Origin of the sequence: Streptomyces inusitatus, from assembly GCF_014651115.1 — a bacterium.
Classification (GTDB): domain Bacteria; phylum Actinomycetota; class Actinomycetes; order Streptomycetales; family Streptomycetaceae; genus Streptomyces; species Streptomyces amakusaensis.
The window spans coordinates 130,442-150,531 of record NZ_BMWG01000023.1 but is presented as its reverse complement, the minus strand read 5'-3'; the positions used below and the strand labels follow the sequence as shown (position 1 = coordinate 150,531).

Genomic DNA, 20,090 nt, shown 5'->3' with positions numbered 1-20,090 from the left:
GGGGGGCTCCTCGTTGGACGCGGGGGGGGGTTCCTCCTGGGGGTGGAGGGGGCCGTGTGTGGTGTTCAACGAGTGGGGGGTGCGGGGGGTATCGGGGTATTTCGCACCTTGCGTGCGGCGTCGGGTCGCGGTCGGGGCGCTGCCCCGAACCCCGCGCCTCAATCGCCGGCGGGGCTGAGATTGCCCGGACTCGCCAGGGGGGACCACCGGCGAGGCTGAAATTGGCCTTCTTCGCGCCGGAGAGGTGGGGGAATTGCCCGACTCTGCCGCGAGGGCGGGGCGGGGGCGGTGGGGTGTGGGCACACCGCCCCCGGGGAGGGTCGGTCAGTGGGAGTCGTGGATGGAGAGGGCGCGGCGGAGGTCGTCGAGTTGGTCGGTGAGGCGGCGGTGGAGGGCGGGGGTCATGTCGGTGTCGTGGAGACAGAGCTCGCCGTGGGCGAGGGTGTCGGGGTCGACCGCGGAGAGGGGGAAGGCGTGGCGGCCGGCGGCCTCGGCGATGGCGGGGCCGCGGCGGGCGGCGAGGGCGACGGCGGCGGGGAAGTAGCGGGGGACGTACTCCCGTACCAGATCGGCCTGTTCGGGCTGCCAGAAGCCCTGGGCGGTGGCGGTGAAGAGGTAGTTGGAGAGGGAGTCGTCGGTGAAGAGCAGCTCCCAGGCCGCCGCCTTGGCCGCCGGGTCGGGCAGGGCGGCGCGGCAGCGGGCCGCGCCCTCGCGGCCCGTGGCGCTGGGGTCGAGTTCCAGTTCGGCGGCGATGGCGCGCTCGTCGGTCGCGCCGAGGACGGCGAGACGGTAGAGGATGCGCCAGCGCAGCTCGGGGTCGAGTTCGGGGCCGCCGGTGACGCTGCCGTCGGAGAGCCACTCCTGGATGGTCTCCGGCTGGGCCGCGGCGGTGATGTAGTGGCGGACGGCGATGAGGCGGAGACCGGGGTCGCTGCCGTCCTCGGTGCGGCGCAGCAGGGCGCGGCAGATGTCGCGGATCGCGCCGAGCGCGGCGGGGCGGCGGTCGGGGGTGCAGAAGCGGTCGGCGATCTGGGCGGAGGCGAAGCCCAGCACGCCCTGGACGATGGCGAGGTCGGACTCGCGGGGCAGATGGGCGGCGGCGGCCTCCAGATAGGCCATGGGGGCGAGGTCGCCGTCGCGGACCATGTCGCGGGCGGCGTTCCAGACGACGGCCCGGGTCAGCGGGTCGGGGACGCGGGAGAGCAGGCGTACGGCGGCGTCCCAGGAGGCCGCGTCGAAGCGGATCTTGGCGTAGGCGGTGTCGTTGTCGTTGAGGACGACGAGGGCGGGGCGGCGGCCCGGGTGGGCGCCGGACTCGCCGTGGGGGACGTCGAGTTCGAAGCGCCCCCGGGGGATCAGCCGGGTGTCGTCCACCGGGTCGACGTCGTACGCGCCGACGGCGACGCGGTGCGGGCGGCCGCCGTCCTGGGCGACGGTGAGCGACCAGGAGCCGCCGGCCTCGGTGACTGCGGGCCGCAGGGTGTCCACACCGGTGGTGCGCAGCCAGGATTCGGCCCAGGCGTGCACATCGCGGTCGGTGGCCTGGGCGAGGGAGTCGATGAAGTCGGCGAGGGTGGCGTTGCCGAACCTGTGGCGGGCGAAGTGGGTGTTGATCCCGGTGAGGAAGTCCTTCTCCCCCATCCAGGTGACCAGCTGTCGCAGCGCGGACGCGCCCTTGGCGTAGGAGATGCCGTCGAAGTTGAGCAGCGCGGACGCGGTGTCGGGGACGGCGTCGGGATCGGGGGCGACAGGGTGGGTGGAGGGCCGCTCGTCGGCGTCGTACCCCCAGCCCTTGCGGTTGACGGCGAAGTCGACCCAGGTGTCGGTGAAGCGGGTGGCCTCGGTGAGGATCTGGAAGCCCATGTACTCGGCGAAGGACTCGTTCAGCCAGAGGTCGTCCCACCAGACCATGGTGACGAGGTCGCCGAACCACATGTGGGCCATCTCGTGGGCGATGACCATGGCCCGGGTCTGCCGCTCGGTGTCGGTGACGGCGGAGCGGTAGACGAATTCGTCGCGGAAGGTGACCAGGCCGGGGTTCTCCATCGCGCCCGCGTTGAACTCCGGTACAAACGCCTGGTCGTACGAGTCGAAGGGGTACGGTTCGTCGAACTTCTCGTGGTACCGGTCGTAGCACTGGCGGGTGATCTCGAAGAGTTCCTCGGCATCCGCTTCGAGGTACTCGGCGAGCGAGCGGCGGCAGTGCAGACCGAAGGGGAGCCCGGCGTGCTCGGTGCGCACCGAGTGCCAGGGGCCCGCCGCGACGGCCACGAAGTAGGTGGCGAGCGGCTGGGTCGGGGCGCAGGTCCAGGTGCCGTCGCCGTGGTGGGTGGCGATGCCGTTGCCCAGGACGGTCCAGCCCTGGGGGGCCTTCACGGTCACCTCGAAGACGGCCTTGAGGTCGGGCTGGTCGAAGGCGGCGAAGACGCGCTGGACGTCGTCCAGGAAGAGCTGGGTGTAGACGTAGGTCTCACCGTCGGCGGGGTCGGTGAAGCGGTGCATGCCCTCGCCGGTGCGCGAGTAGCGCATGTCCGCGGTGACGCTCAGCCGGTGCTCACCCGCGCTCAGGGAGGTCAGCGGATAGCGGTTCCCGTCGAGCAGGGCGGGGTCCAGGGTCTGTCCGTCGAGCGTGATGGAGCGCAGTACGGCCGGCTTGAGCTCGACGAAGGTGTCCCCGTCCGCGCGGGCGGTGAAGTGTATGACGGTGTGGGAGCCGAAGACCTCTTCCCCGGCCGCGGACGCTTCGGGAGGAGCCTCGGCCCCCGTGGTCAGATCGAGGTCGATCATGTACCGGTGGACGTCGAGAAGCTGGGCTCGGTTCTGCGCTTCGTCGCGCGTGAGTACGGACATGAGGGCCATGCTGCCTGATGAGAGCCGCCGAGCACACGGGGTATCGGTTCCGCTCTGAGCGCACGGGAGCGCGGGGGCACGAGCGGGGGACTCAGCCGCCGTGGCGCGGATCGGGGGCGTCGGGGTTGGCCGCGATCGTCTCGTGGTGGCGGATGACCTCGGCGATGATGAAATTGAGCAGCTTCTCGGCGAACGCGGGGTCGAGCTTCGCGCTCTCGGCGAGCTGGCGCAGCCGCTCGATCTGGCGGGCCTCGCGCTCCGGGTCGGCGGGCGGGAGCTGGTGCTGCGCCTTGAGCAGGCCGACCTGCTGGGTGCACTTGAAACGCTCGGCGAGCATATGGACGACGGCGGCGTCGATGTTGTCGATGCTCCCCCGCAGCCGGTCCAGCTCGGCGCGGATGTCTGTGTCGAAGTCCCTGGTGGTCATGGATGCCGAGCTTACGTGGAACGGGTGGATATCGTCGGCGGACGGTCAGAGTCCGGTACGCCGCCGGGGGCGCTCCGGCGGGATCCGGGGGCGCTCCGGAGGCCGGGGAGGGCAGGGGCGGCCGGGGATCAGATCTCGCGGGCCTCGAAGGCGTCGAGGACGAATTCGGCGGTGCCGGAGGTGCCGGTCTTGCGCAGGCCCACCCAGGTCTCGCCGTCGTCGGGGGCGGTGAACTCGTACCGCCGAAGGGTCGGCGAGGTCGCCTCGGGGAGGGGGTCGCGGATCAGCTCGCGGTCGTCGGCACCGGTGCCAGTGCCAGTGCCAGTGCCGGTACTGGTGCCGGTGATCCAGGCGTACTGTCCGGCCCGCTCGTTCTCGTAGCGGAAGGAGACGCGGTAGCGGCGGCCGGGGGCGAAGCGGACCGTGTGGCCGACGGTGCGGTAGACGAGGCCCTGGTTCTCGCCGCGGGATTTGAGGGACTCGGCGCCGTCGACGACGTCGTCGATCGCCTTGCCGTTCCAGCCGCGCTGGGTGAAGGGGGCGTGGCGCTGGGCGATGTGGGTGCGCGGGTCGGTGACGCCGCCCGCGTCGCCCTTGACGAAGACGCCCCAGCCCTGGGGGACGTTCTCGAAGTCCTCGTGGGCGAGGAGGCCGGGTTCGCGGGTGGGGCGCTTCGCGGGGACGACGCGCGGGTTGTCGAAGCGGATCCGGGCCCCGCCGGCCTCCGCGCGCAGGGCGAGGGTGACCGGGCCGCCGCCGTCGGGGACGGTGAAGTGGGTGAGCATGCGCTGGAAGCGGGTGCCGTGTTTGCGGTCGGCGGCGACGAAGTTGCCCGCGGTGGAGACGTCGGTCCAGTTCACGGCGGTCACCCCGTCGGCCGTACGGATCTCCAGGCTCGCCCGGCGGCGTTCGCCCGCGCGCTCGCCGACCTCGACCTGGACGGAGGCCGCGTAGTCGCCGGGCGGGAGCCGGTCCAGCCGCTGGCCCACGGAGGCCGCCGCGCCCGCCGCGATCACCAGCTCGTAGTCGCCGAGGGCGCTGCGCCGTACGGAGGCTGGGCCGCGGGTCCGCCAGCCGTCGAGTGCGCCGGAGTGGAAGCCGGGGTCGTGCAGGGGGGTCGCCTCGCCCCAGCCGGGGTCGCCGACCGCGCGGGCGCGGGTGCGGTGGACGACGTACGGCTGGTCGGGCAGGGCGTCGACGGTGATCCGGCCGGACCGGACGGCGAGTTCGCGCTCGTACACCCGGCCCTGGTCGGTGAGGCGGTACAGCACCACTTCCGACGCGCCGGACCAGCCGCGCGGCAGGCGCCAGGTGCTGGTGCCGCCGCCGGGGTTGTAGTGGTAGAGCCGGTCGGGGTCCTGGGCGCGGCGCGGTTCCCAGGGGAGGAGGTAGACGCCCCCGTCGTAGACCGTCCGGCCGTCGGTCTCGATCCGGCGGACTCCCCCGGTGTCGGAGACGGAGACGGCTCCCGGGCCGAAGAAGGTGATCTCGTGCTCGGTCCAGCGCTTGATCGGATACGCCTGGAGGTATTTGGCGGGCAGCGAGTCGGTCCAGATCAGCCGGTAGAAGACGGTCCAGTCGGTCTTGCCGACCCAGCCCTCGTAGTTCCCGGTGCGGGGGATGCCGAGCAGGGTCGGCCAGCGGTCGGCGAAGACGTCCTTCTGGTGGTTGCGGATGAAGCGGACGAGCCGGGAGTTGACGCCGCGCGCGGTGTCGGGGCCGTAGTCGGTCTCGGTGGCCCAGTGCGCCCACAGCGAGGAGCGCTCCAGGCCGTGGCCCCACTCGGTGGTGATCCGCCAGCCCTGTTCGCGCAGGGCGCGCTGGAGCCGGTCCGAGGTCCAGCCCGACTCGCGGAAGACGTCGATGTAGAGCGTGTTCAGCGCGGGGTCGGTCTCGGCACGCAGCGCGGCGAAGCGGCGGACGATGTCGCCGCTGACCAGATCGCGGCGCTGGTCGATGCGGTAGGACTGATCCAGCCAGTCCCACTGCTCGTTCGTCTTGTCGACCAGGGTCTCGGAGAAGGCGCGGGCGACCGGGTAGGACTCGGTGGCGTTCACATGGACGCCGAAGTCGCTGCCCCAGCGGCGGCCCCGGCGGAGGAGGGTGTTGAGGTCGGCGAGGCCGCCCGCCCGTCTGTTGTGGTTGCCCGCGTAGTCGGGGTGCGCCGAGTCGTGGCCCTCGGACTGGTAGCCCTTGAGGAGGGTGTACTGCCGCAGTCCGTCCGTCGCCAGCGAGATCCTTTTGACCTGGTCGAGGGTGGCGAGAAAGGGGTTGGTGGCCTGGGAGGCGAAGTTGAAGGGGATGTGCGGGACGACCCTCAGATGCTGTTCCTCGGCGCCCAGCGGGCTGACCATGATGTCGCGGAAGGCGATGGCCGCGTCCTGCCAGTCCACGACGCCGTCGCCGTTGCGGTCGCGGGTGATGACGACGGTGGCGTACGGGAGGGGCTCGACCGCGTCGACGGGCGAGGTCGCCGCGCGGTGGGTCCACTGGCCGGGGGTGAGGCTGACGGAGACCTCTCCGTCCCGGACGGTCGTCCGCCTCTGGAGCCGGCCGTTCTCCCAGGTGGTGCCCGCCGCGCCGGTGGGTTTGTCGTAGCAGGTGTTGGTCTCGATCGCGCCGCCGAGGAGATCGTGGGAGAGGACGGCGTAGGCGCAGCCGACCGGCCCGGTCCCGGACAGGGGGAGGTCGGTGTCGATGTCGGCGAGGACGATCGTGGTGTCGCCGTCGCCCGCCTTGTCGAGCTGGATCCGGGCGGCGCGCAGGGCCGCGCCGGGCTGGTCGGCGCGTACGGAGAGCAGTGCCAGGCCGGGGATCTCCAGGGTGCCGACGCGCAGCGCTTCGGTGTCGGCGATGCGGGTGACCCGCCAGTGGACCCGCCGTCCCTCGACGCGGATCTCCACATCGATCTCGGTGGGGCCGAGGGCGAGGGTGTACGCGGCCCGGTCGCGGCGGGCGCGGGCGGTGATCCGGTCCGGGGTGCGGGCGGCGGAGTCGACGAGCAGAGAGGTGACCGGGGCCGGGCGGCCGTACAGCCTGGCCCCGGTGGACCGGTCGGTGTACGAGACGACGCTCGGGAAACCGCTGTCGACCAGGACTTCGAGCTGTGGCGAGCGCAGCGTGATCAGGCCGGTCCCGGCGGTGGCCGCCGAAGCGGAGGGGCCGGGCGCGCCGACGGCGGCCGAGGCGCCGGCCAGGGCGGTGGCCGCCACCACGGTCCTGCGGCTGGGACCGGCATCGCTCGCGTGCACGCTCGTCCTCCTCGGCGGTGACGGGATTCTCGTACGGCTCGCACGCTCGTAGGGGCCGGTCCGCGCCGGGAGAGGGTGCGCGCCCGGGGACGGAAGGCGGGGCAGGTGCGGGACTGACGCGTCCGCTGCCTGCCCCGCCGATGGTGCGAAGGGGTCGCCCTAGGGATTAGAGGGTCGCGGCGGCGGCCTGGATGTCCGCGGCGAAGTGGGAGACCTCGGCGTAGACGCCGGGGTAGTTGGGCCGGGCGCAGCCCTGGCCCCAGCTCACGATGCCGACCTGGACCCACTCGTTGTTGTTGTCGCGGCGGAACATCGGGCCGCCGGAGTCACCCTGGCAGGTGTCGACGCCGCCCTGGGTGTAGCCGGCGCAGATCTCCTCCTCGTCGACGAGGCCCGGGTAGGACTGGCCGCAGGAGGCGTCCGAGACGAACGGGACCTGGGCCTTGAGGAGGTAGCGCTGCTGTGCGCCGCCCTCGCGGGCCGAACCCCAGCCGGCGACGGTGAAGGTGCCGTTGTCGTAGGCGTTGGTGTCGGCGATCTTCAGGGTGGCCCGGTTGATCGGCGAGGCGAGCTTGATCAGCGCCCAGTCCTTGCCGGTGCCGTTGTAGCCGGGGGCCTGGAGGACCTTGGTGGACTTGACCTTGATCGCGCTGGTGCTCTGGAGGTCCACGACACCGGCGGTGGCGGTGATGGTGGTGTTGTTGCCGGAGCCGTTCACGCAGTGCGCGGCGGTCAGGACTATCTGCTGGGTGAGCAGGGAGCCGCCACAGCCCATGGAGAGCCGGACCATGAAGGGGAACTCTCCCTGGGCGGCCCGGGTTCCGCCGACGACGGGCGGGGCCGCGCCGGCGGCGGCCGTGGCGACGGGCTGGAGAGTGGCGGCAGCCGCGAGCATGACGGCTCCGACGACTGCGGTTCGCTTGAGCGCACTGAGAAGCTTCAACGGCCTGCCCTTCATGGGGGGTTGAGGTGGGCCGCCCGGGTCGGGCCATGGCAGGGCGGGGGTAGCCGTCTGACATGAGCCCGACAAGGCGATGATCGGGATTATGGGGAGTGCGCCCGGCGCGCCACAAGGAGCAGATTTCGGCCACCGTGCGCGGGGGATGGCTACGCTTGCGGGTACCGGCCGGGGTGCGGGGGTGGGGCATGGGGGCGCGGGACAGCGAGGTCGTGCACGGCTATCCGCATCTCGAAACGGTGCGGGCGGCGATCACCGCGCTCTATCGGCGGCTCTCGCCGGAGGGGGTGCTGTCGTACGCGCCCAGCGTGCTCCCCGCCGACGTGGCCTTCGGCGACGGCGAGGATCCGCACCTCGGCGCGCAGTCCGTGGCCCGCTCCCTGGTGCGGCATCTGCGGCTGCCGGACGCCCGGATGATCGTGAGCTTCCGGGAGATGGACCACGCGGCGAGCGTGGAGCTGACGGCGGGGCCGGAGTACTTCATCGAGCTGAACGACCGCTTCCGCGTCCATCGCCGGGACATCGGCGCGGCGCTGGCCCATGAGATCACTCATGTGCTGCTGCACCGGCTCGATCTCTCCTTCCCCGGCACCCGGGACAACGAGATCCTCACCGACACCGTGACGGCCTATCTCGGGGCGGGCTGGCTGCTTCTGGACGCCTTCCGGGAGGACCGGCTGACCAGCCAGAAGCTCGGGTATCTCACCCCCGAGGAGTTCGGCTACGTACTGGCCGGGCGGGCGCTCGCGTTCGGCGAGGACCCCTCGCCGTGGTTCACCAGCCCGCAGGCGTACACCGCGTACACCAAGGGCCGCGCCCTGGCGCTGCGGGAGGCCCGGCGTCCGCCGCTGACGACGGCGGGGTGGGCGGGCCGGCACCGCTACGCCAGGGATGTGCGGCGGGCGGCCGAGCGCGGGGCGACCGTCGTCTCCGAGGACGGGGGTTACGCCGTGGAGCCGGGGCCGGACGGGCCCCGGGTCTCCTTCGCCTGCCCCACCTGCCATCAGCGCATCCGGGTGCCGGCCCGGGGACGGGTGAGGGCGCGGTGCGGGCTGTGCCGGACCATTCTCGAATGCGGCGACTGAGCCGGGTTCCCTACTCTCCTCGCATGAGTGACGAGGTGGAGAGAGTGTTCGAGGCCGTGTACGGGGGCGACGAGGACGCCGTCGTACGGCTGTTGCGGTCCGGGACATCGGCCGAGACGGCGGACGAGGATGGCGAGACCGCCCTGTACCGGGCGGCCACCGACAATCGGACCGGAATCGTCCGGCTGCTGCTGGCGGCGGGGGCGGACCCCGACCGGGCGAGCGGGGACACGGAGGAGGACGGGGGCGCGGGCGGCGATCTGCCGCTGTGCGGGGCGGCCGTCCGGGACCACGAGGAGACCGTACGGGCGCTGCTCGCGGCGGGGGCGCGGCCCGATCTCCGGGAGGCGCACGGCCTGACCGCGCTGGTCTGGGCGGCGACCCGGGGGAACGGGCGGACGGTCCGCACCCTGCTGGAGTTCGGCGCGGACCCGGAGCTGCCCGACGGGCACGGGGTGCCGCCGCTGGTGCTGGCGGTGCGCCGGGGCTCGTGGCCCGCCGTACGGGCGCTGCTGGACCGGGGGGTGGGCGAGGCGGGGCGGCGGGCGGCGCTGGCGGAGGCCCACGAGTGGCTGATTCGCGATGTCGAGGGGGAGTTGCGCGCCGGACTGCTGGAGGCGTACGGCGAGGGGCACGAGCTGGTCGTGCGGCGAGTGGCGGAGGACGGCGGTACGACCGTCGTGGTCGAACTGCTGCGGGACGGGAGGCCGGGCGCGGGGGCGGACCGGCAGACCGGGCACGCGGCGATCGCGACCGCCCTGGAGGTCTCGCTGGGAATCAGGACGCCCGCCGCCGAGCTGGCCGCGCGGGCGCTGCGCGACGGGGAGCGGGGGAACGACAACTGGCGGGAGCAGGTGCTGACCCTGGGCGGGCGGGGCGACGAGGAGACCTTCGCGGCGGCGGCGGAGTGGGCGGCGGGCGGGGATCCGGCGCTGCGGGCGTTCGGGGCGGACGTGCTGGAGCGGCTGAGGGCCGTGCCCGGTGCCGTGCTGGGTGCCGACGGCGCGCGGACGCCCCCGGGGGCGGGTCAGCGGACGCCGTAGACGGGAGGGGGCGGCGGGGTGTCGGCGAGGAGGCGGCGGGCGGCCTCGCCCGCTCCGGCGGGGGTCCAGCGGGCCGGGTTCCGGGCGGTGGGGCCCGGGCGCCAGCCCTCCATGACGGTGATCCGGCCCGCCTCGGCCTCGAAGACCCGGCCGGTCACCCCCGTACTGGCGGCGGAGCCGAGCCATACGACGAGCGGGGAGACATCCTCGGGCGGCGCGGTCAGCGCGGTGAACACCTCTTCGGTCATCCGGGTCCTGGCCGCCGGGGCGATCGCGTTGACCTGGACGCCGTAGCGGGCCAGTTCGGCCGAGGCGACGAGGGTGAGGGCGACGATCCCGGCCTTGGCCGCCGCGTAGTTGCCCTGGCCGACGCTGCCCATGAGCCCCGCGCCCGAGGTGGTGTTGACCACCCGGGCGGCCACCGGGCGGCCCGCCCGGGACTCGGCGCGCCAGTGGGCGGCGGCGTGCCGGAGCGGCAGGAAGTGGCCGGTGAGATGGACGCGGAGCACCGCGTCCCAGTCCTCGTCGGCGAGGTTGACGAGCATCCGGTCGCGCAGGAAGCCCGCGTTGTTGACGAGGGTGTCGAGCCGGCCGTAGGTCTCCAGGGCGGTGGCGATCAGCGAGGACGCGCCGCGCTCCGCAGCGATGTCGCCGTCGTGGGCCACCGCCCGGCCGCCCGCCGCCTCGATCTCGGCGACCACCGAGCGCGCCGGGTCGCCCGAGGCCCCGGAGCCGTCCCGGGCGGCCCCCAGGTCGTTGACGACGACCCTCGCGCCCTCGGCGGCGAACGCCAGGGCGTGGGCGCGGCCCAGCCCCCGGCCGGCCCCGGTCACCGCCACCACCCGGCCCGCGCAGATGCCCGTCATCCCAACTCTCCCCTCATGTCATGTCACCTTCGCCTCTTTGTCGACATGTCGCGGCGTCGAGGAAGGCGGGGCGCTCCCCGCCGCCGTGCAGATGCAGAGCGGCCCCGCTCACATAGCCCGCCCGCGCCGAGGCGAGGAAGACCGCCGCATCGCCCGCGTCGGCGGGCTCCGCGAGCCGCCCCAGCGGCACCGTCCGGCCGACGGCCGCGACGCCGTCCTCGTCCCCGTAGTGCAGCCGGGCGAGTTCGGTGCGGACCATGCCGAGGACCAGGGTGTTGACGCGTATCTCCGGGGCCCACTCCACGGCCATCGAGCGGGCCAGCGACTCCAGCCCGGCCTTGGCAGCGCCGTACGCCGCCGAGCCCGGCGAGGCCCGGCCGCCGCTGACGCTGCCGATCATCACGATCGAGCCGCGCGCCGCCCGCAGATGGGGGCGGGCGGCGAGCGAGGCGGCCAGCGGGGCGGTGAGGTTGAGTTCGAGGACCCGGGCGTGCTGGGCCGCCGTGCCGTCGGCGAGCAGCCGGGGCGGGGTGCCGCCCGCGTTGTTGACGAGGGTGTCGAGCCGGCCGTGCCGCTCGGCGACCGCGTCGAAGAAGGGGCCCGTCGCGGCCGGGTCGCGCAGGTCCAGCGGGACGAACTCGGCCCCGGCGACGGGCGCTTCGGGCGGTCTGCGGGCGCAGATCACCACCGTCGCGCCCGCGCGCAGAAAGGCCCGCGCGATGCCCGCGCCGACTCCGCGCGTACCGCCGGTGACGACGGCGACCCTCCCGTACAGCTCCATCGGCTGCTACCTTCCCCACCTAACAAACGTTTGGTGGAAAGGTAGCTGATCCTGTCATGGGTGTCTCCACCGCGAACCCCGCCGACGGCGTCCGCGTCATCACGGCCGACTACCCGCCCGTCAACGCCCTTCCCGTGCGCGGCTGGCACGCCCTCGCGGACGCGGTCCGCGCGGCGGGCCGCGACCCGGGCATCCGCTGCGTCGTGCTGGCCGCCGCCGGCCGGGGCTTCAACGCGGGCGTGGACCTGAAGGAGATCCGGCGCGACCCGGGCCACGGCGCGCTGCTCGGGGCCAACCGGGGCTGTTTCGAGGCGTTCGCCGCCGTGTACGAGTGCGAGGTGCCGGTCGTCGCCGCCGTCCAGGGCTTCTGTCTCGGCGGCGGCGTCGGGCTCGTCGGCAACGCGGACGCGATCGTCGCCGCCGACGACGCCGTCTTCGGACTGCCGGAGCTGGACCGGGGCGCGCTCGGCGCAGGCACCCATCTGGCCCGGCTGGTCCCCCGGCATCTGATGCGCGCCCTGTACTACACCTCGCGCACCGCGACCGCCGCCGAACTGCACCGGCACGGCTCGGTCTGGCGGGTGGTGCCGCCCGGCGAACTCGCGGGTGCGGCCCTGGAGCTGGCGTCCGAGATCGCCCGCAAGGACGGCACCCTGATCCGGCTGGCCAAGGCGGCCCTCAACGGCATCGACCCGGCCGACGTCCGCCGCGACTACCGCTACGAGCAGGGCTTCACCTTCGAGGCCGCCCTCGACGGGACCGCCGCACGGGTCCGCGACACCTTCGGGAAGGGGACTCCGGCATGAGCGACAAGACCATGACGCCCGAGCGGGCCGTGGGAGAGCTGCGCAGCGGGATGACGATCGGGATCGGCGGCTGGGGCTCGCGCCGCAAGCCGATGGCCCTGGTGCGGGCGCTGCTCAGGACCGACGTCACCGAGCTGACCGTGATCTCCTGCGGCGGCCCCGACATCGGGCTCCTCGCCGCCGCCGGCCGGATCCGCCGGCTGATCGCCCCCTTCGTCACCCTCGACTCCGTACCCCTCGAACCGCACTACCGCGCCGCCCGCGAGCGCGGCGGCCTCGCCCTGACCGAGATCGACGAGGCCATGTTCCTGTGGGGGCTGCGCGCCGCCGCCAACCGGCTGCCCTTCCTGCCGGTACGAGCCGGTCTCGGCTCGGACGTCATGCGGGTCAGCCCGGAGCTGCGCACGGTCGTATCGCCGTACGAGGACGGCGAGGAGTTCGTCGCCGTGCCCGCCCTGCGGATGGACGCGGCGCTGGTCCATCTCGACCGGGCCGACCGGCACGGCAACGGCCAGTACCTCGGCCCCGACCCGTACTTCGACGATCTGTTCTGCGCGGCGGCGGAGCGCGCGTATCTCTCCTGCGAGCGGCTGGTGGACGGCTTCGCGGGCGCGGTGCCGCAGACGCTGCTGATCGGGCGGCACTCGGTCACCGGCGTGGTGGAGACCCCGAACGGCGCGCACTTCACCTCCTGCGCCCCCGGCCACGGCCGGGACGAGGCGTTCCAGCGGATGTACGCGACCACCCCGTGGGACGCCTTCGCCGAGAGGTTCCTCCAGGGCGACGAGAAGGCGTACCAGGCCGCCGTCGAGAGCTGGCACCAGGAGCGGACCCGATGACCGGAGACCAGAACGACGGGAACGGCCGGAACGACGGGAACGACGGGAACCAGCACGGCGGCGGGAGCGCCGTGTCGCGCGCCGAGCACTGCGTCGTCGCCTGCGCCGAGGCCTGGCGCGGCGACGGGGAGGTGCTGGCGAGCCCGATCGGCCTGATCCCCTCCCTCGGGGCCCGGCTCGCCCGGCTGACCTTCTCCCCCGACCTCCTTCTCACCGACGGCGAGGCCCTGCTGACCGGGGAGGACGGCTCGGTGGAGGGCTGGCTGCCGTACCGCCGGCATCTGGAGCTGGTCAGTGGCGGACGGCGGCACGTGATGATGGGCGCGAGCCAGCTCGACCGGCACGGCAACCAGAACATCTCCCGCATCGGCGGCGGGGAGCCCCCCGAGCGCCAGCTGCTCGGGGTGCGGGGCGCGCCCGTCAACACGCTCAACCACCCGGTGAGCTACTGGGTCCCCCGGCACTCGCCCCGGGTCTTCGTGACACGGGTCGACATGGTCTGCGGGGTGGGGTACGACCGGGCGGCGGCGGCCGGGCCGAGCGCGAGCCGCTACCACCGGATCCCGCGCGTCGTCTCCGACCTGGGGGTCTTCGACTTCGAGACCCCCGACCGCTCGATGCGGCTGGCCTCCCTGCACCCGGGGGTCACCCTGGACCGGGTCCGGGCCGCGACCGGCTTCGCGCTGACCGTCCCCGAGCCCCTCCCGTACACCCGCGACCCCGGCCCCGGGGAGCTGCGGCTGATCCGCGAGGTCCTCGACCCGGAGGGGCTGCGGGACCGGGAGATCGGGGCGGTGGCGCGATGAGGACGGCGCTCACCGAGCTGACGGGGGTACGGCATCCGGTCGTCCAGACCGGGATGGGGTGGGTGGCCGGGCCCCGGCTGGTCGCCGCCGCCGCCCGCGCGGGCGCGCTCGGGATCCTGGCCTCGGCGACGATGACCACCGGGGAGCTGCGCCGGGCCGTGCGCGAGGTGCGCTCCCGTACCGGCGGTCTGCCCTTCGGCGTCAATCTGCGCGCGGACGCGACGGACGCCCGCGAGCGGGTGCGGATCATCGTCGACGAGGGGGTGCGAGTGGCGTCCTTCGCGCTCGCGCCCTCCCGTGGGCTGATCGCCGAACTCAAGGACGCGGGCGTGGTGGTGATCCCCTCCGTCGGTGCGCGCCGGCACGCGGAGAAGGTGGTCGCCTGGGGCGCCGACGCGGTGATCGTGCAGGGCGGGGAGGGCGGCGGGCACACCGGTGAGGTGGCCACGACCGTACTGCTGCCGCAGGTGGTGGACGCCGTCCCCGTCCCGGTCGTCGCGGCCGGCGGCTTCCGCGACGGGCGGGGGCTGGTGGCGGCGCTGGCGCTGGGCGCGGCGGGCATCGCGATGGGCACCCGGTTCCTGCTCACCTCCGACTCCCCGGTGCCGGACGCGGTCAAAGCCCGCTATCTGGCGGCGGCGGTGACGGATGTGACGGTGACCCGGGCCGTGGACGGGCTGCCGCACCGGATGCTCCGTACCGAGCTGGTCCGCTCCCTGGAGGGCCGGGGCCGCGCGCGGACGCTGGCGGCGGCGGTGCGGCACGCCGCCGCCTTCCGGCGGCTGTCGGGGCTCTCGTGGGCGTCGATGGTCCGCGAGGGGCTGGCGGCGCGGCACGGCAGGGAGCTGACCTGGGCGCAGACGCTGCTCGCCGCGAACGCGCCGATGCTGCTGCGCGCCTCGATGGTGCAGGGGCGCGCCGATCTGGGGGTGATGGCCTCGGGGCAGGTGGCGGGGGTGATCGAGGATCTGCCGAGCTGTGCCGAGCTGCTGGAGCGGATCATGGCGGAGGCGGCGGAGACGGTACGGGCGCTGCCGTGTCCCCCGGACAGGTGTAACGGGGTCGGTTGACCACCACGAACACAGCTCCGGGACGGGGTCCGGCGGGCGGCCCGCGAGAGCGGCCCGTGGACACGGCCGCAGGGCCGGGGCCTGCCCGGCTGAGGTTCCGGCGTTCTTATCTGCTTGTCTCGGCTCCGTCCGCCGGGGCCGGGCCCGCCGCCCCGGAGCGGCCCTCCCCCGGCGCGAGGGGTCCGTGGGCGTTCGCGGGGCCCGGCAAAATGCCGCCCATGGAAGCCATCGCTGACACCGCCGTCATCACGCCCCGCCGTCTGTGGGCCCTGTTCGAACCGATCCACGCCGTCACCTATTTCTCCCCCGAGGCCGTCAACGGGTTCGAGGAGGCCGGGCTGCGCGGCTTCTGGCGCGGCTATTTCGCCGGGCGGTCCGCGCCGCTCGGGGTGTCGGCCCCCGAGCCGGTCACGGCCGCGTTCTGCTCGTTCGCCCCGTCGATGGTGGCCCAGGCGCTGCCCTCGGTCTGGGAGACCGTCAGCCCCGAACGGGCGCTGGAGGTACGCCGGGCGGGGGCCCGGGCGGCGCTCGCCCGGCTGCTCTCGGGCCAGGAGAAGGAGGTGGCGCGGGCGGCGGAGCTGCTCGCCGGGGCCGCCGTCGCGCCGGACTGCACCGGGCGTCCGCTGACCGCCGCCAATGTCGCGCTGCCCTGGCCCGAGGACCCGCTGGACCGACTCTGGCACGCCGCCACGATCCTGCGCGAGCACCGGGGGGACGGCCATGTGGCGGCGCAGGTCGCGGCGGATCTGGACGGCTGCGAGATCCTCACGCTGCGGGTCGGGATCGATCTGCCGCGCAGTGAGCTCCAGCCCTACCGGGGCTGGACGGATCCCGAGTGGGACGCGGCGGTCCGCCGGCTGGTGGAGCGGGGGCTGCTGGCCCCGGACGGACGGGCGACGGAGGAGGGGCGGCGGACCCTCGCGGAGATCGAGGAGGCCACGGACCGCGCGGCGGCCCGCCCCTGGGCCGGGGTCGACCTCGGGGAACTCACCGGGGCCCTGGGCCCCTTGGCGGAGACCGTCGCGCGGACGCTCCGCTTCCCGAACCCGATCGGGCTCCCCGCCGGCGAGGGCGTGTGAGGCGCGGGGTCTGACGCCTCGCGCCGGGGTACGGGGGCGGGCGCGGGGCGGCCGGTACCGCATCCGCGCCCCGGCGCGAAGCCGGGCGTCCCCTCCCCCGCCGGGCCCTCGCGCCGCCGCCCCGGCGGGCGGCGGCCCCGGCGGGGCTCAGAGCCGTTCGATCACGGTGACGTTCGCCTGGCCGCCGCCCTCGCACATGGTCTGGAGGCCGAACCGGCCGCCGGTGCGCTCCAGTTCGTGCAGGAGTGTGGTCATGAGGCGGGTTCCGGTCGCGCCCAGCGGGTGGCCCAGGGCGATCGCCCCGCCGTTGACGTTGACCTTCCCCGGGTCCGCGCCGGTCTCCTCGATCCAGGCCAGCACCACGGGGGCGAAGGCCTCGTTGACCTCGATCAGATCCATGTCGTGGATGGACATGCCGGTCTTCCGCAGGGCGTGCGCCGTCGCCGGGATCGGGGCGGAGAGCATCCGGATGGGGTCCTCGCCCCGGACCGAGAGATGGTGGACGCGGGCGCGGGGGGTGAGTCCGTGGTCCCGTACGGCGCGTTCGCTCGCGATCAGCAGCGCGGCGGCCCCGTCGGAGAGCTGGGACGAGCAGGCGGCCGTGATCGTGCCGCCCGCGACGACCGGCCGGAGCGCGGCCATCCTCGCCGCGCCGGTGTCGCGGCGCGGTCCCTCGTCGGCGGTGCAGGGGCCGTAGGCGACCGTCTCCCGGTCGAAGCGGCCCTCGTCGAGGGCGCGGAGGGCCCGCCGGTGGGAGCGGAGGGCGAACTCCTCCTGGTCCTCCCGGGTGATGCCCCACTCCGTGGCGATCAGCTCCGCGCCGTGGAACTGGTCGACGGGCCGGTCGCCGTAGCGGGCCCGCCAGCCCGCGCTGCCCGCGAAGGGGCCCTCGGTCAGCCCCAGCGGCTCGGCCGCCCGCCGGGAGGCGAAGGCGATGGGGATCGTGGACATGCTCTGCACGCCGCCCGCGACGACCAGGTCCTGGGTGCCGGAGAGCACGGCCTGCGCGGCGAAGTGCACGGCCTGCTGCGACGATCCGCACTGCCGGTCGACGGTCACCCCGGGCACCTCCTCGGGGAGCCCGGCCGCCAGCCACGCGGTCCGGGCGATGTCGCCGGCCTGCGGGCCCACCGTGTCCAGACAGCCGAGGACGACGTCGTCGACGGCGGCGGGGTCCACCCCCGAGCGGCGGACCAGCTCGGCGAGCACATGCGCGCCGAGATCGGCGGGGTGGACGGCGGCGAGAGCGCCGCCGCGCCGGCCGACCGGGGTGCGTACCGCGTCCAGTATGTAGGCCTCGCCCATGGGGACTCCTCGGTGGGTGACTACCGTACGGCGATCCCGTCCAGCACCATCGACAGATACTGACGGGCGATCTCCTCGGGGCTGTGCCGGCCGCCCGGCCGGTACCAGGACGCGGCGACCCACACCGTGTCGCGGACGAACCGGTAGGTGAGCCGTACGTCCAGATCGGCGCGGAACACCCGCTCGGCGACCCCGCGCTCCAGCGTTCCGAGCCAGACGTGCTCGAATCTGCTCTGCGACTCGGCGAGATAGCGGAAGCGGGGCAGCTCGGCGAGACGCCGGTTCTCGCGCTGGTAGATGGCGACGGCGGCACGGTGCCGGTCGATCTCCCGGAAGGACTCGGTGACCAGGGCCTCGATGGTCTCCCGGGGGCCGAGAGCGGCGTCGAGGACGGTGTCGTACCCCTGCCACAGCTCGTCCAGGAAGGTGGCGAGGATCTCGTCCAGCATCGATTCCTTGGAGTCGAAGTGGTAGTAGAGGCTGCCGGCCAGCAGGCCCGCCTCGTCCGCGATCCGGCGCACGGTGGTGGCGTCGTAGCCCTGGGCGGCGAACACCTCGGCGGCGACGGCGAGGAGCTCGCGGCGGCGCTCGGGGGAGGGGGCGCTCGCCTGGGTCTTCTTCGTGTTCGGCACGGGCCCATTCTCCGCTCCCGGCTCACGGCTCAAGCGCGCTGGCCGCTGACGGAGAGCACCTCGCCGGTGAGGTACGAGGAGTAGTCGCTGGCCAGGAAGACGATGGTGTTGGCGATCTCCCAGGGCTCGGCGGGCCGGCCGAAGGCCTCCTTCGCGGCGAGTTCGTCGAGGAGCGCGGCGGAGGTGACCTTCGCCAGATGGGGGTGGCGGGCGAGGCTGGGGGCGACCGCGTTGATCCGTACGCCGTATCCGGCGGCCTCGATCGCGGCGCAGCGGGTGAGGGCCATGACCCCGGCCTTCGCGGCGGCGTAGTGGGCCTGGCCCGCCTGGGCGCGCCAGCCGAGCACGGAGGAGTTGTTGACGATCACTCCGGGCCGGCCGGCGGCCCGGAAGGAGCGCAGCGCGGCGCGGACGCAGCGGAAGGTGCCGTTCAGGGTGACGTCGAGGACGCGGTCCCACTGGGTGTCGGTCATCTCGGTCAGGGGTGCGGTGCCGCCGAGCCCGGCGTTGTTGACGACGATGTCGAGTCCGCCGTGTTCCTCGGCGGTCCGCCGGAAGAGCGCCCCGACCTGGGTCTCGTCGGTGACGTCGCAGGGGTGGGCGGCGACCGCGCGGTCGCCGAACTCCTCGGCGAGGGCGGCCCGGGTCTCGGCCAGTCTGCGCGGATGGGCGTCGCTGAGGAGGATCCGCGCGCCCTCCTCAAGGAATCTGCGGGCGGTCGCGCCGCCGATGCCCGTGCCGGCGGCGGCGGTGATCACGGCGGTGCGGCCCGCGAGGAGGCCGTGCCCGGGCACATACGGGGGCGGGGGCGGGAGCGGGGGCGCCCCTCCCGTACCGCCGGGCTCCTCGCGCGTCCTCGCACTGTCGTCGGCCACCTTCGCACGTTAACCTACCAAACACTTGTTAGGGAAGGATGTGTGTACGCATGGATCTGCGCCACTCCCCCGAGGACGAGGAATTCCGGGCCGAGGCCCGGGAGTGGCTCGCGGCCCGGGTGCCCCGGACGCCGCTGCCGTCGCTGGAGACCCGGGAGGGCTTCGCGGCGCACCGCGCGTGGGAGGCGGAGCTGGCGGCCGGCCGCTGGTCGGCGGTCTCCTGGCCCGAGCGGTACGGGGGGCGGGGCGCGGATCTGGTGCGGTGGCTGCTCTTCGAGGAGGAGTACTACGCGGCGGGCGCGCCCGGCCGGGTCTCGCAGAACGGGATCTGTCTGCTCGCGCCCACGCTCTTCGACCACGGCACCGAGGAGCAGCGGGCCCGGGTGCTGCCGCCGATGGCGGGCGGCGAGGAGATCTGGGCGCAGGCGTGGTCGGAGCCGGAGGCCGGGTCGGATCTCGCGGCGCTGCGGTCGCGGGCGGTGCGGACGGCCGGGGGCTGGCTGCTGACGGGCCGGAAGACCTGGTCCTCGCGGGCCGCCTTCGCCGACCGCGCCTTCGGGATCTTCCGTACGGACCCGGGGGCGGCACGGCCGCACCAGGGGCTGAGCTGTCTGATGTTCGACCTGGGGGCCGAGGGGGTGACGGTCCGTCCGGTCGGGCGGCTCGACGGGAGGCCCGCGTTCGCCGAACTCACCCTCGACCGGGTCTTCGTGCCGGACGAGGATCTGATCGGGGAGCCCGGGCAGGGCTGGCGGATCGCGATGTCGGCGACCGGCGACGAGCGGGGGCTGACCCTCCGGTCGCCCGGGCGGTTTCTGGCGGCGGCGGACCGGCTCGTACGGCGGTGGCGGGCCTCGGCGGGGACGGCGGCGGGGGCGGCGGACGCCTCGCCGGGCGGCCGGGCGGTGGACGGCGCGCTGGCCGCGCGGGTGGCGGACGCCGTGATCGGGGCGCGCGCCTATCAGCTGTTCGCCTCGGCGGGGGCGGCGCGGTTCGCGCGGGGCGAGGCGATCGGGGCGGAGTCCAGCATGAACAAGGTCTTCTGGTCGGAGCTGGATCTCGCGATCCATGAGACGGCGCTCGATCTGCTGGGCGAGGAGGGCGGCTTCGCGGGCTCCCCGTGGGCCGAGGGGCATCTCTTCGCCCTGGCCGGGCCCATCTACGCCGGGACCAATGAGATCCAGCGGGACATCGTCGCCGAGCGGCTGCTCGGACTGCCGAAGGGACGCCGCTGATGCGTTTCGCGCTGACGGACGAGCAGCGGGCGTTCGGCCGTTCGCTGGACGCCTCGCTGTCGTCGGCGGGGGTCCCGTCGGCCGGCGCCGCCTGGGCGGCGGGGGGCCACGGCCCCCGCCCGGGGGTGGTCCCGCGGGGGGGGGGGGGGGGGGGAGGGGGGGGGGGGGCCTGTCGGTGTTTG

17 protein-coding genes are annotated in these 20,090 nt (G+C 74.3%); 8 read left to right on the top strand and 9 right to left on the bottom strand.

The features are described from left to right. Positions 1-324: 324 nt before the first annotated feature. The 4 genes from pepN to IE247_RS27790 form a co-directional block, all read right to left on the bottom strand. The gene (gene pepN, locus IE247_RS27805; RefSeq protein ID WP_190126054.1) at positions 325-2,850 is read right to left on the bottom strand and encodes an aminopeptidase N; all 2,526 of its coding nucleotides are present in this window, start codon (positions 2,848-2,850) and stop codon (positions 325-327) included. 91 nt (positions 2,851-2,941) lie between these two features. Further along, positions 2,942-3,277 carry a chorismate mutase gene (locus IE247_RS27800; RefSeq protein ID WP_190126053.1) on the bottom strand — a complete coding sequence of 112 codons (336 nt, stop codon included), beginning with the start codon at positions 3,275-3,277 and terminating at the stop codon, positions 2,942-2,944. A gap of 128 nt (positions 3,278-3,405) precedes the next feature. After that, complete coding sequence (locus IE247_RS27795) at positions 3,406-6,528, bottom strand: endo-alpha-N-acetylgalactosaminidase family protein (protein ID WP_229869385.1); 3,123 nt, start codon at positions 6,526-6,528, stop codon at positions 3,406-3,408. Positions 6,529-6,694: 166 nt separating this feature from the next. After that, a complete protein-coding gene (locus tag IE247_RS27790) occupies positions 6,695-7,486 on the bottom strand; it encodes a serine protease (protein ID WP_190126052.1) in 792 nt (263 codons plus the stop codon). 188 nt (positions 7,487-7,674) lie between these two features. On the opposite strand from IE247_RS27790, the gene IE247_RS27785 reads away from it, so the two are divergent. Continuing rightward, complete coding sequence (locus tag IE247_RS27785) at positions 7,675-8,571, top strand: hypothetical protein (protein WP_190126067.1); 897 nt, start codon at positions 7,675-7,677, stop codon at positions 8,569-8,571. A 23-nt stretch (positions 8,572-8,594) separates the two neighbouring features. Beyond that, complete coding sequence (locus tag IE247_RS27780; protein ID WP_190126051.1) at positions 8,595-9,614, top strand: ankyrin repeat domain-containing protein; 1,020 nt, start codon at positions 8,595-8,597, stop codon at positions 9,612-9,614. Here the strand turns inward: IE247_RS27780 and IE247_RS27775 are convergent. Next, positions 9,599-10,480 carry an SDR family oxidoreductase gene (locus IE247_RS27775; RefSeq protein ID WP_190126050.1) on the bottom strand — a complete coding sequence of 294 codons (882 nt, stop codon included), beginning with the start codon at positions 10,478-10,480 and terminating at the stop codon, positions 9,599-9,601. The genes IE247_RS27780 and IE247_RS27775 overlap by 16 nt on opposite strands. A gap of 13 nt (positions 10,481-10,493) precedes the next feature. Next, on the bottom strand, positions 10,494-11,261 hold the full coding sequence (locus IE247_RS27770; protein ID WP_190126049.1) for an SDR family oxidoreductase: 768 nt from the start codon (positions 11,259-11,261) through the stop codon (positions 10,494-10,496). A 56-nt stretch (positions 11,262-11,317) separates the two neighbouring features. Here IE247_RS27770 and IE247_RS27765 point away from each other — a divergent pair, with 56 nt between their 5' ends. The 5 genes from IE247_RS27765 (at position 11,318) to IE247_RS27745 (ending at position 15,861) form a co-directional block, all read left to right on the top strand. Further along, complete coding sequence (locus IE247_RS27765) at positions 11,318-12,067, top strand: enoyl-CoA hydratase family protein (RefSeq protein ID WP_190126048.1); 750 nt, start codon at positions 11,318-11,320, stop codon at positions 12,065-12,067. Continuing rightward, complete coding sequence (locus IE247_RS27760) at positions 12,064-12,906, top strand: CoA transferase subunit A (RefSeq protein ID WP_190126047.1); 843 nt, start codon at positions 12,064-12,066, stop codon at positions 12,904-12,906. The genes IE247_RS27765 and IE247_RS27760 overlap by 4 nt, the downstream gene beginning before the upstream one ends. Next, a complete protein-coding gene (locus IE247_RS27755) occupies positions 12,903-13,712 on the top strand; it encodes a CoA-transferase subunit beta (protein WP_229869384.1) in 810 nt (269 codons plus the stop codon). The genes IE247_RS27760 and IE247_RS27755 overlap by 4 nt, the downstream gene beginning before the upstream one ends. After that, complete coding sequence (locus IE247_RS27750; RefSeq protein ID WP_190126046.1) at positions 13,709-14,782, top strand: NAD(P)H-dependent flavin oxidoreductase; 1,074 nt, start codon at positions 13,709-13,711, stop codon at positions 14,780-14,782. Before IE247_RS27755 ends, IE247_RS27750 begins: the two co-directional genes overlap by 4 nt. A 209-nt stretch (positions 14,783-14,991) precedes the next feature. Beyond that, the gene (locus tag IE247_RS27745) at positions 14,992-15,861 is read left to right on the top strand and encodes an SCO6745 family protein (protein ID WP_373305616.1); all 870 of its coding nucleotides are present in this window, start codon (positions 14,992-14,994) and stop codon (positions 15,859-15,861) included. A gap of 147 nt (positions 15,862-16,008) precedes the next feature. On the opposite strand, the gene IE247_RS27740 is transcribed toward IE247_RS27745, so the two are convergent. From IE247_RS27740 to IE247_RS27730, 3 genes are read right to left on the bottom strand one after another with little or no spacing between them, the layout of a single operon-like run. Further along, entirely contained in the window at positions 16,009-17,166 is a 1,158-nt protein-coding gene (locus IE247_RS27740) for an acetyl-CoA C-acetyltransferase (protein ID WP_190126044.1), read from the bottom strand. 20 nt (positions 17,167-17,186) lie between these two features. Then, complete coding sequence (locus IE247_RS27735) at positions 17,187-17,798, bottom strand: TetR/AcrR family transcriptional regulator (protein ID WP_190126043.1); 612 nt, start codon at positions 17,796-17,798, stop codon at positions 17,187-17,189. 29 nt (positions 17,799-17,827) lie between these two features. Then, positions 17,828-18,592, bottom strand: a complete 765-nt coding sequence (locus tag IE247_RS27730) for an SDR family oxidoreductase (protein WP_229869388.1) — start codon at positions 18,590-18,592, stop codon at positions 17,828-17,830. Positions 18,593-18,723: 131 nt separating this feature from the next. On the opposite strand from IE247_RS27730, the gene IE247_RS27725 reads away from it, so the two are divergent. Further along, entirely contained in the window at positions 18,724-19,908 is a 1,185-nt protein-coding gene (locus tag IE247_RS27725) for an acyl-CoA dehydrogenase family protein (protein WP_190126041.1), read from the top strand. The last annotated feature ends 182 nt before the right edge of the window (positions 19,909-20,090 follow it).